Raw genomic sequence first — 11,799 nt, 5'->3', positions numbered from 1 at the left:
ATTCTTCACCTTTTTGTCAGTTTTTACTTCTTTGTTTTCTTATCTCAAAGTTATTGTCTTTACCTTAAATTGACTTCTTGTCTTTCTTGTTTGCTTTATTTATTCCTTTTCTTTCCATTGTCCTCGTCCTTATTGGACATTAATAATAATATCACATAAGTATATTTCTTGTCAACTATTTTTTTTAATTTTTTATATTTTTTTATTTTCTTCACAAAAGCTCATAAAAACAAGGTTTTTAGGCCTTAAATACTTTAAGGCCCACTACCTTTTATATACTTATTATATATTTTTCTGAAATTTCTCTTGTTATACCATTATCATTGTAGTATAAATATGAAGTATTTTCATATCCTAGGAATGATATATTTTCATAATCGATTTCACTTTCATTTTTAGCAATTTTACCATAAGGGATTTTTTTATCTTTTCTAATAAATATTGCAAATTCATTTAATTCAGTCGTTATATAGTGATGTCCTTTTTCTAGGATTTCTTCTTTTATTACATCTCCATCTTTAAATTTAATTAATTTCATTTCTTCCGGTAAATATACTACTCTTCCATTTTGATTCGGTCTATAAATAGGTGCTATCATTATTTCATTACCAATTAATAATTGATCTTCTATTCTTGTTGAAATAGCATCATCATATTCAAATGATAATGGTTTAAAATACATTTCATTATTTAATACAGCTTTCATATATTCACTATAAATATATGGAATTAATCTATATCTAATATCAACTATATTTCTAAAATCATCTATATTTTTATATTGATATAGCTCTTGTTCCCTAGTTCCAATAGCAGAATGATTTCTCATTAGTGGTGTAAAAGTTGCAAATTGTAACCATCTCATCATCATATCTTCACTACAATTACCACTAAATCCTCCAAGGTCTGAACCTATATACATAAATCCACACATATTAAGACCCGTCATTTGTTGTATTGATAATAAAATATGTGACCACCATGAATGATTATCTCCCGTCCAAATCCCACCATATCTATGCATACCTATAAATGAAGATCTTGAAAATAATAACATTCTTTTTTCTGGTGATAATTTTTCTATTTCCTCACCAGCACTTCTTGTCATGTTATATCCATATAAATTATGTACTTTATTATGATTTATTATTTCTCCATCCAAATCATGATAAATGCTATCATAATCTTCTTGTGCATTATCCATATCCATAAATGAATTTTTCATATCCCAAAGATCATATACACCTATATTTTCTCTATTTCTATATTCTTCAACCTTAGAGAACATCTTCTTTATTCCTCTTTCAGTAAAGAAGATAGCTGGCTCGTTCATGTCATTCCAAAAACCTTCTATTCCTTTATCTATAAGGAATTTATATTTTTGTCCAAACCATTCTCTTGCTTTTGAATTTAAAAAATCAGGAAAGTGTACAAGTCCTGGCCATACTGCACCAACGAAAGGTTTTCCATCTACATCTTTACAAAAATACCCTCTTTCTACACCTTCTTCATATACATCATAACCTTTTTCTATTTTAACACCAGCATCAATTATAGGTATAAGCCTTACATTTTCATCTTGTATTTCTTTTACAAATTTTTCAAAATTTGGAAATCTCTCTTTATTTATAGTAAAGTCTTTAAATTCTTCCATATAATCTATATCTAAATAAATCATATCTAAACCAATGTTATTTTTTCTGTAATTATCAAATACTTTTCTTATATCAGTTTCATTAAAATATCCCCATCTACTTTGCCCATAACCAAAGGCCCATCTTGGCGGAATATAACTTCTTCCAATTAAACTTCTAAATTCCTTTACTATCTCGTTAATATTTTTACCTGTAATGTAGTAAATATCATAATCATCACTTTCAATATTAATAGTAAATTTATCTATCTCAGTAAAACCAACATCATATGTTATTTTTGCAGGACTATCTATAAACATACCAAAAACTTTTTCTTCATCTTTCAGTACAAAGAAATTTTGTGCTGCATAAAGTGAAGTTTTATCCTCAGTATGTACTGGATCATCACTGCAATATGAAGTATACGTATACCCCATTTTATTAATGCCTCTATTACTTCCTCCAAGTCCATAAACAAAACTATTATTATTTACTTCAAAAGTTAAAGTATTATCTCTCAATACTTTATTTAATATATCAATATTCTCACTAATTTCTATATTTAATACAGTAGAATCCGTTTTAATAGGACTCCCTTTTCTATATTTTAATATCATAATTCTCCTTAACTTCTATAAATTACAAACCCCTCATTTTTTAATAAGCCATTTTCATAATTATTACTTATTATTATATTCTCTAATGATATATTCTTATCCACTTTACTCATATTAAGCAATAAAATTATCTCGTCTTCATCAAATTTTCTACTCATTTTGAACACATCATCTACGACTTCAAACTTAACTTCACCATATTGCATTGTTTTTTCTTTTCTTAGTGAAATCAGTTTTTTAAGTTTTTCTATATACCCCTTATCCCATTTTTTATCATTCCAATCAAAACATCTTCTACAATCTGGATCATAACCACCTTCTAGCATTATTTCTGTACCATAGTATATGCAAGGTGAACCAACAAATGTAAATAATAAGGCAAGAGCCATTAATAATTTATCTTTAGAACCTTCAACATCCGTTATAAATCTAACCGTATCATGAGAATCAAGTAAATTCATATTCATAATATTTACTTGCCCTAAATTTCTCATTAAAATATTAGTTAGCTTATACGTTAATCCTTCTGCATCAGTTCTATCTTTTGCAATATAGTCAAGTGCTGCTTTTGTGAATGCATAATTCATTATACCATCATATTGTTCACCTTTTAAAAATGGATAAGCATCATGCCAGTTTTCACCAATTAATACTACATCACTTTTAATATTTTTAATTTCTTCCCTAAATTTTCTCCAAAAAACATAAGATATCTCATCTGCAACATCAAGTCTCCATCCATCTATATCAAACTCTTCAACCCAATACTTACCAACAGATATTAAGAATTCTTGAACTTCTTTATTTACCGTATTTAATTTAGGCATTTCTCTTACTGAGGCAAAACATTCATAATTTATTTTTTTAATATCAGGGAAATCACCTTTTATTACAAACCAATCATAATATTTTGAATCTTTACCTTTTTCTCTTACATCTAAAAATTTTTTACTATTCATATTAATATGGTTAAATACAGCATCAAGAACTATTCTCATTCCCATACCATGTATATCTTCTACAAGTTTTTTAAAATCTTCTTTATTACCAAATTGTGGGTCTATTTCAAAATAGTTTAAAGTATCATATTTATGATTAGTTTCTGCTAAAAATATTGGTGTTAGATAAATTACATTAATCCCTAGTTCTTTTAAATATGGTAATTTTTGCCTTATTCCTTCTAAATCTCCTCCTGCAAAAGATGTAGGTTTAGGTTTATTTCCCCATTTTAAATTAATATATGATTCATCTTTTTCTTTTCCTTTAAAGAATCTATCAACAAAAATTTGATAATAAACTGCAGATCTTGTCCAATCTATTACAGGCATTACATCATTTTTATTAATATATGGTACTTGAAAAAAATTATAGTATGCAAGCGAATAATCATAACTATCTGTTACTCCATCTTCACTATAATAATATTCTTTTTCTCCATCAATTATTTTAAATATATATGCAAGTCTAACATCATCTAGTTCTAATTTTACTTCGTAATATCCATAAACTGCATCAATAAATTTTAATTCAAGTTCCATTTCCTCTCTTCTTAGATAGAACTCATATTTTTTACCATACACTAAATATACTTTTTTATTTATATCTTCCTTTGCAATTCTTAATCTTAATACTACTTCATTATTACTAATTGCAAAGCAATACCTTGAAACTGGTTCATGGTAAAATCCAGCCTTATTTATCATAACTCACCTTCCTTATTATCTATTTAAAAAGAGGGATAAGTCCCTCTTTCTAATTATTTTATTTTAATTATATTCTATTTCCATTTTCATCAAAGAAGTGTAATGCTTCTGTATCAAATCCGAAGTTATGTACTTCTCCAATTTCATAGTTATAGTGCCCTGGCATTGTAACTACTAAGTTAGTACCATCAGTTAATTTACAGTAAAGTAATTTTTCTTTACCTAACATTTCTATAACTTCTATAGTAGCTGCGAATCTATTTTCATGTTCTTCACCACTTAAGAATCTTTCAGATCTTATACCTAAAGATACTTTTTTACCTTCATAATCTCTTAATCTTTCTTTATCTTCATCATTAGCTTTGATTACTACTTCTTCAGAATTAGAAATGAAGTGTCCATCTTTAATGTATCCTTCCATTATATTCATAGTAGGTGAACCTATAAATTTAGCTACGAATATATTTTGAGGTTTATTATAGAATTCTTCTGGTTTTCCAACTTGTTGAATTTTACTATCGTTCATTAATACTATTCTAGTTCCCATAGTCATTGCTTCTGTTTGGTCATGTGTTACATAAATAGTTGTTGTATCTAAGTTTCTATGTATTTTAACTAACTCTATTCTCATATGCTCTCTTAACTTAGCATCTAAGTTTGATAAAGGTTCGTCCATTAAGAATACTGCTGGTTTTCTAACTATAGCACGTCCTAAAGCAACCCTTTGTCTTTGTCCTCCTGAAATATCAGATGGTTTAGAATATAGATATTTTTCTATTTGTAAGATTTTAGCTGCTTCTAAAACTCTTTCATGTATCATTTTCTTATCCATTTTTCTCATAGCAAGTGAAAATGCCATGTTATCATATACTGTCATATGAGGATATAAAGCATAGCTTTGGAAAACCATTGCTATATTTCTATCTTTTGAATGTACTTTATTCATTATTTTATCATCAAATAATAATTCTCCAGTTGTAATAGAGTTTAATCCTGCTATCATTCTAAGTAAAGTTGATTTACCACATCCTGATGGACCTAAGATTACACAAAAATCTTTACTTTCTATTTCTAAGTTTATATTTTCTAAAGTATATACGTCATTTCCTTCGTATTTTTTCCCTACATTTTTTAATTCTACTTTCATATATTCTCCTATCCTTTCACTGATCCACTACTTAATCCAGATACTAATTGTTTTTGTAGTACTATAAATAATAGTACTATAGGTATTGCTGTTAAAATTCCTCCTGCAGCAAATACTGGTTCTAGTCTTGTTCTATCATCAGAAATTAATGTAAATAAACCAGCTGCAAGTGTATATTGTTTAGGATTTGTAAGTAATATTCTTGGTAATAAGAAATCCATAAATGGTCCTATAAATGACCATAAAGCTATAATTGCTAACATTGGTCTTGCTATAGGCATAATGATTAATCTATATACTTGCATATTTGATGAACCTTCCATTCTAGCTGCTTCATCAAGTTCTGGAGATATAGAATCTATATATCCTTTAAGTATGAAAGTATTACCTGCTATACCACCTATTGCATAAATAGATATTAACATTAAAGTTCTAGTAAAGAACGGGAATATTGATACTATTATTTGGTGCATAGTATAGTATGCTGCTATTCCAGCAAAAGCTGGTATAACTTGAATTAACATTATTGCCATTAAAGATACTTTTTTACCTTTAAATCTAAATCTTGAATATACATATCCTGTGAAAGATACTATTAATAATGTAAATAAAGCTGTAGCTGTTGCTATTGCTATTGTATTTACAACCCATCTTAAGAATAATGTTTTACTAAATAATATTCCATAATGTTTTAATGAGAATGTAAAACTTGAACCTAATATTAAGTATTTTTCTTGTTCTCCATTAAATGAAGCTACAACCATAAATACTAAAGGTACTATAATTAATAAAGCCCAAATAGTTAAAATAATATAACTAAGTGCTAATCCAACTTTTCCTGCAAAATTCAAAGGTGGTTTATCTGATAAATATAAATTAGTATTTTTACTTTTCTTAGCCATTATTTACCCTCCTTGAACGCTTTAGAATTCTTAAATCCTAAATAAGCTACAAACATTAATCCAATTGAGATAAATACTGTTATTGCAGCCCCTATAGATTGATATTGTTTTTCAATTGTTAACTTATAAATATATGAAATTAATAAGTCTGTACTTCCTGCTAAGTTACCGTATTTAGAAGGATCAAATGGTCCTCCACCATTAAATAAATAAATTATAGAGAAGTTATTAAAGTTGAATGTATATTGTCCTATTAATAATGGAGCTGTTTGGAATAATACTAATGGTACAGTTATTCTTGTTAATTTTTGCCAAGTAGTTGCACCATCTATATCTGCAGCTTCATATAAGTCAGCTGGTATACCTTGTAATACCCCTGTTGATAATAAGAATACATACGAACTTCCAAGCCATGTTTGTAATGAAATTAAAGCTATTCTTGTTAATGTAGTACTATTTTTAATAGCCCAGTCTCCACCAAACATAAATTCAAGTAATTTAGTAATTTGTCCCGTTCTAGAAGACATAATACTAAAGAACATTATTGTAATAAATGCTGGAACTGCCCATGGTAATAAGTAAATAGTTCTATATAAAGTTTTCCCTTTAATTCTTTCATTGTTTGCAAGTAACGCAAGTCCAAATCCAACTGTTATTGCAAGTGTTGTAGCAAATACTGTCCATAATAATGTCCATCCTAAGATTAACCAGAATGGTCCTCCAGCTATTCCTGTTCCAGTAATTAATAATTTATAGTTTTCAAGTCCTATCCATTGGAACTTAGATTGGTTATTAGGATCCATACCTGCAAATGATAATAATATTGTTGTCATAATTGGTAAAATTACAACAAATATTAATAATATGAATGAACTTATTGAAACTATATAAGGGAATCCATCTTCTTTTAATGATTCTACAGTTTCAAAAGTTGTTTTAGGTCTAATACCTTTTAACTTAGCTACCATAACATCTTTAGCATCTTTAAATGATAAGAATGAAATTGCTATAGTAAATAAGATTAATATTATTGAAATTATTCCTTCTATCATAAAGATTATTGATTTATCTAATTTTTTACCACCTTTGGCAAGTGAGAATAAACCTCTAAGTCCTTCTCCTCTATAGTTTCCATAACCTAAAGTATAAGGAATTGCTACAAAGTAAATAAATAATAATCCTATAAAGAATAATGCTGCCTTAAAGTATTGTTTATTATGATATTGCCCAAGTCCTGGGAATAATAATGATAATACTGCGGGAGTTTTGTTTATAGACTCAATTTCTACAGGTATTTTTCTGTATAAATCTGCTATATCTTGTTGCATTATTTTATATCTTGATTTTACTTCCACAGTAGATAAATAATTTAATACACTTATTCTACTTTTAATAGCTTCACTAGGAATATCAAGTTTTAATACTTCTAATTTATCTTTTAATTCCATTTTTAATTGATCTATTTGTGTTTTAAGTGCTTTTCTAGAAATTAATCCTTCACTGTGACTATGTCTTAATTTATCTGAATCAGTTTTAAATTTTTTATTTAATTCTTCTTTTTTAGATTCAAACTCTTTAACTTTATCTTCATCATCGTGTTTTGAAAGAGTTGATAATTTATGTTGTAAATCTTTTTTCTCTCTTATTGATTCACTGTATAATTCTATTATGCTAGGTAATCTATCCATTTGAATAGTACTTTTCTTTGATTCTAATTCAAAATCATAACTTTTTTCTTCTTTACCTGTATAGAAAGAATTTAGTTTTTTAGCTTCAAATAACTCAAGTCTTAATTCTGCCTCTTTATTATCAAATTTTGATAATAAAGTTTGTTTTTCAGATGCTTTAAGTTTTTTTAGAGCAGAAAGGTATATTTTTTCTTCTTCAAGTAACTTTTTCATTTCCACATTGTATGCATGTGAATTTCTATTTGTTGTAATACCATCAGCTACATCTTTTAAATAAAGATTTTTCCTTGCATGAGGATTATCTAAACTATCATAAACTTTATGATTCATGATCATTCCTCTCTTTCTTTTCCTTTAAATTTTATAATATATATAACCAAAATAAATTGCACTATTATACTTAAATAATGAAAAATTGTATCTTGTTTAAATACAAAAATTCTAAATAAGATATTAGCAATTATGAATAATGCCCAAACTCCTTTATATAAACTATTTATTTTATAATGTTTATAAGTTAAATAGGTATATATTGAAAAGATTATAAAAATAGAAACCGAACTAAAATATTTTATCATTTCTATGGTAATATAATCATTTAGAGATATACCTGTTTCAGCATGTACTTTGTTAAATAGATCTATGCTTTTAACTGCATACATACTACTTAAACTTTCAAATATCATTATAAACAAAACCATAAGTAAAAACTTATTTAATGTTCCTCTATCTAGTTTCATAAAACCTCTTTTTGAAAAAAAAGAGTAAGTGCTTTTAACACTTACTCAATTTTATTATTGTCCTAAATTTGTTAATAGTGCTTTAAAGCTTGCTTGTATTTCTTTATATGCATCTTCTGGAGTTGCAGGTTTTTTAGCTTCCCATGAAAGTAAAGCATTTTCCCATGTTCCCCATACTTGTCCCCATTCTTGGAATAATGGTCTAGATACTGCTCCTTCGTATCCTTCGATAACTGAAGCTATAGCTTTTTTATCTAAGTCAGATAAGTCAAGTTTAGCATAATCATCTTTAGAAACGTTAGGCATGATTTTACTTGTTAATTTATAGAAATCTGCAGCGAACATAGGGTTCATAATTTCAGCTATTACAGCTTCAGATAATGCTAATTTGTCGGCAGCTTCTTCATTTCTAGCGTTAATTACTAAAGCCCATCCACCTTTCCAGTGTTTTAATGGTTGTCCAGCAAATTTAGCTTGGTTTAATCCAGCAACTTCTAAATCTTCTCCAATTAATCCTGACCAAGCAGCTAAGTCCCAAGGTCCTGAAATTCTTACTGATCCTTTGTTACCAGTTTTGAAATTGTCATCCATAAATCCGTAAACTGCAGATGAGTCAAACATAGGTAATTTAGCCTCATTTGAAGCTTTCCAGTATTTATGTAATCCAGCGAACATGTTTTGTACTTCAGGAGTTAATTCTGCCCAATCTTTAGTTAAATCTGAGAAGAATTTACCGTCAGCATCTTTACCTAATAATTCAACACCGAAAGCGTTAGTTATAGCAACACCCCACCAAGCATTGAATACAGGTATCATAGCCACTTCTGGTCCTAATTCAGCAAAGTCTAAGTTAGCTAAATCTACACCGTTTGCAGCAACGTTTTTAGCATTAATTCCTAAGAATAAAGTTTCAATATTGAATGGGAATCCGAAATATTGATCTTCGAATTTTAATTGTCCTCCAAGACCGTTATCGAAATCTCCAAATCCACCAATTTTATCTCCTAATGCTTTAGCATCAAAAGCAGCTAATAAATCTTTTCCATGTAAAGATTCGATTCTGTCTAATGGTATAGCGAATACGTCAGCAACGTCTTCGTTTTCAGCATTAGTTTCTTCGATAACTTTCATGTGATCGAAAGATCCTATAACTTTTAAATCAATTGTAGCTTCAGGATTTTTTTCTTTAACTCTAGCTATTGCAGCTTCATAATAAGGTGCCCAAGTTTCTTCAGCTTGTACAACTATATGACCAGTTAAAGCTTCTCCAGTTTCAGCTTTTGCTTCCTCTTTAGCACCACAAGATAGTAATAAAGAGAACATTAAAAATGCACTTGTCGCAAGTTTTTTGAAATTCATAATTTTTTCACTCCTACTTCTTTAATTTATTTTGTATTTATGCAATCGTTTGCAATTTTACATTACTATTATACCTCAATTATCTACAAAGTCAATACATTTATATATTTTTTTTATAGTTTTTTCTTAACTTACATCACTTTTTTTTACTTAAAATATTGATTTTTTCTTATTTAATATATATTTTACCAATGTTACATATTTTTTTCTAATATTAAAATATTTAATGAATTCATTTTATATTCATTTACAACATTAATTGTCTTATTATCAATTTTATTAAAATTATTAAAAATTATTTTGTAATTTCCTTCATCTATTACAACATTTTTTTCTTCTTTACTTACATTTGCAATTACATATATATTTCCAAATGAATAAGCTATAATATCATCTTTTGCTTCTATTAATCTAAAATTTTCTTCTATTCTTTCATAAGTATCTAATCTTAAGACATCTTTTTCTTTTCTATAACTAATTAAATCAGATAAATAATTTACATAACTACTATATTCTTCTGCTCTTCCAAAGTCAAATCTATTAATATAGTCACTCGATTTATATGAATTTTCTACTCCATCTTTAGTTCTAAAGAATTCTTGACCTGCATGTATAAAAGGTACTCCTTGTGACATTAAAACTATAGTAGTTGCTATAGATTGCATTTTTACTCTATCTTCAACACTTTCATCTCCGTTAGTAATTTCTATATGATCAAAAACAGTGTTATTATCATGAGCTTCTATATATTGTATTAATTGATTAGGGGCAATATATGATTTTAACCCATTACCACCTTTAATACTTGAAATTAATCTTTCTTCTAACTTTCCACCACTAACAAAACCTTGTCCTAATTTTTCAAATGTAGATCCTCTTAAACTATCTCTAATATCATCATTAAAGAATGCTATATTTGGCATTTTACAAGCATTTAATTGATTAGCTTTTAATTCTGGTGCAAGACTTGTTACAAGATCCCAACCTTCTCCTAAAACTATAATACTTTCATCTATTTTATCTAATTCTTGTCTGATCTCATTCATAGTTTCTACATCTAGTATTCCCATTAAATCAAATCTAAAACCATCTAAATTGAATTCACTTGCCCAATATTTAACACTATCAACTATGTATTTTCTTATCATAGCTCTTTCACTTGCTACATCATTTCCGCAACCTGTACCATTACTAAAATGGAAGTAATCTGTTTTTCTAAAAGCATAATTTGGTATAGTTTTAGATAAAGAGTGTGCTAAAGCATCATACACATGGTTATATACAACATCCATTATTACTCTTATTCCATTTTTATGTAATATCTCTACCATTTCTTTTAATTCATTAATTCTTGAATATGGATCCGTTGGATCACTTGAATATGACCCTTCAGGTACATTGTAATTTACTGGATCATATCCCCAGTTATATCTTAAGTCTGGATTTAATTCATCAACTGAATCTGTTGAATAATCATAAATAGGTAAAAGTTGAACATGAGTTACACCTAATTTTTTTAAATACTCTAATTGTTTTTCTTCTACTACCCCTAAATACTTACCTCTATTTTTAACATTTAAAGTAAAATCTCTAATATGTAATTCATATATTACTGCATCTAACATATTAAATTTAGGCATCCTTTCACCTTTGAAAGTTTTAGATAAATCAACTACAACAGATCTTGCAGAATTTGCTTCACTTGCAATAGCATATGGATCTACAGTTGTGAAAGTTTCACCTTCAAAAAATGTCTTGTACATATATGGAACCTTATCTAAGTTCCCTTCAACAGTTAATTCAAATACACCTTTATCAAAGTTTTTGTTCATTTCTAAATTTTGATTATTAATTAATAATTCTACTTTTGTAGCAGTAGGTGCAAATACTCTGAAAGTTGTTGCACTTTCAGAGTATTCTATACCTAACTTACCATCATATTTAAATCTTAAATCTAAACCTAAATTTCTTAAATCATTATCTATTTTTCTTGTTATCATTCTTACTTC

General features: G+C 27.6%; 8 protein-coding genes. All 8 read right to left on the bottom strand.

Annotated elements, in window-relative coordinates:
* Nucleotides 1-271 precede the first annotated feature (271 nt).
* The 8 genes from GM111_RS04350 to pulA all read right to left on the bottom strand — a co-directional run bounded on the left by GM111_RS04350 (nt 272) and on the right by pulA (nt 11,790).
* On the bottom strand, nt 272-2,251 hold the full coding sequence (locus GM111_RS04350) for a glycoside hydrolase family 31 protein (RefSeq protein ID WP_156299646.1): 1,980 nt from the start codon (nt 2,249-2,251) through the stop codon (nt 272-274).
* An 8-nt stretch (nt 2,252-2,259) separates the two neighbouring features.
* Nucleotides 2,260-3,954: a glycoside hydrolase family 13 protein gene (locus GM111_RS04345; protein WP_197034484.1), complete on the bottom strand. Its 1,695-nt coding sequence runs from the start codon at nt 3,952-3,954 to the stop codon at nt 2,260-2,262.
* 67 nt (nt 3,955-4,021) lie between these two features.
* A complete protein-coding gene (locus tag GM111_RS04340; RefSeq protein WP_156299645.1) occupies nt 4,022-5,101 on the bottom strand; it encodes an ABC transporter ATP-binding protein in 1,080 nt (359 codons plus the stop codon).
* Between the two features lie 8 nt (nt 5,102-5,109).
* Nucleotides 5,110-6,003, bottom strand: coding sequence for a sugar ABC transporter permease (locus GM111_RS04335; protein WP_156299644.1), 894 nt, complete (start codon nt 6,001-6,003; stop codon nt 5,110-5,112).
* Nucleotides 6,003-8,021 (bottom strand): carbohydrate ABC transporter permease, encoded by a 2,019-nt coding sequence (locus tag GM111_RS04330; protein WP_197034483.1) that lies wholly within the window; start codon nt 8,019-8,021, stop codon nt 6,003-6,005. The genes GM111_RS04335 and GM111_RS04330 overlap by 1 nt, the downstream gene beginning before the upstream one ends.
* A 2-nt stretch (nt 8,022-8,023) precedes the next feature.
* A complete protein-coding gene (locus GM111_RS04325) occupies nt 8,024-8,431 on the bottom strand; it encodes a hypothetical protein (protein ID WP_156299642.1) in 408 nt (135 codons plus the stop codon).
* Nucleotides 8,432-8,485: 54 nt separating this feature from the next.
* Nucleotides 8,486-9,790, bottom strand: coding sequence for a sugar ABC transporter substrate-binding protein (locus tag GM111_RS04320; protein WP_156299641.1), 1,305 nt, complete (start codon nt 9,788-9,790; stop codon nt 8,486-8,488).
* 194 nt (nt 9,791-9,984) lie between these two features.
* On the bottom strand, nt 9,985-11,790 hold the full coding sequence (gene pulA, locus GM111_RS04315; RefSeq protein WP_156299640.1) for a type I pullulanase: 1,806 nt from the start codon (nt 11,788-11,790) through the stop codon (nt 9,985-9,987).
* Nucleotides 11,791-11,799: the final 9 nt, after the last annotated feature.

The organism is Streptobacillus canis (genome assembly GCF_009733925.1).
Classification (GTDB): domain Bacteria; phylum Fusobacteriota; class Fusobacteriia; order Fusobacteriales; family Leptotrichiaceae; genus Streptobacillus; species Streptobacillus canis.
This window is presented reverse-complemented; position numbering and strand designations above follow the sequence as displayed.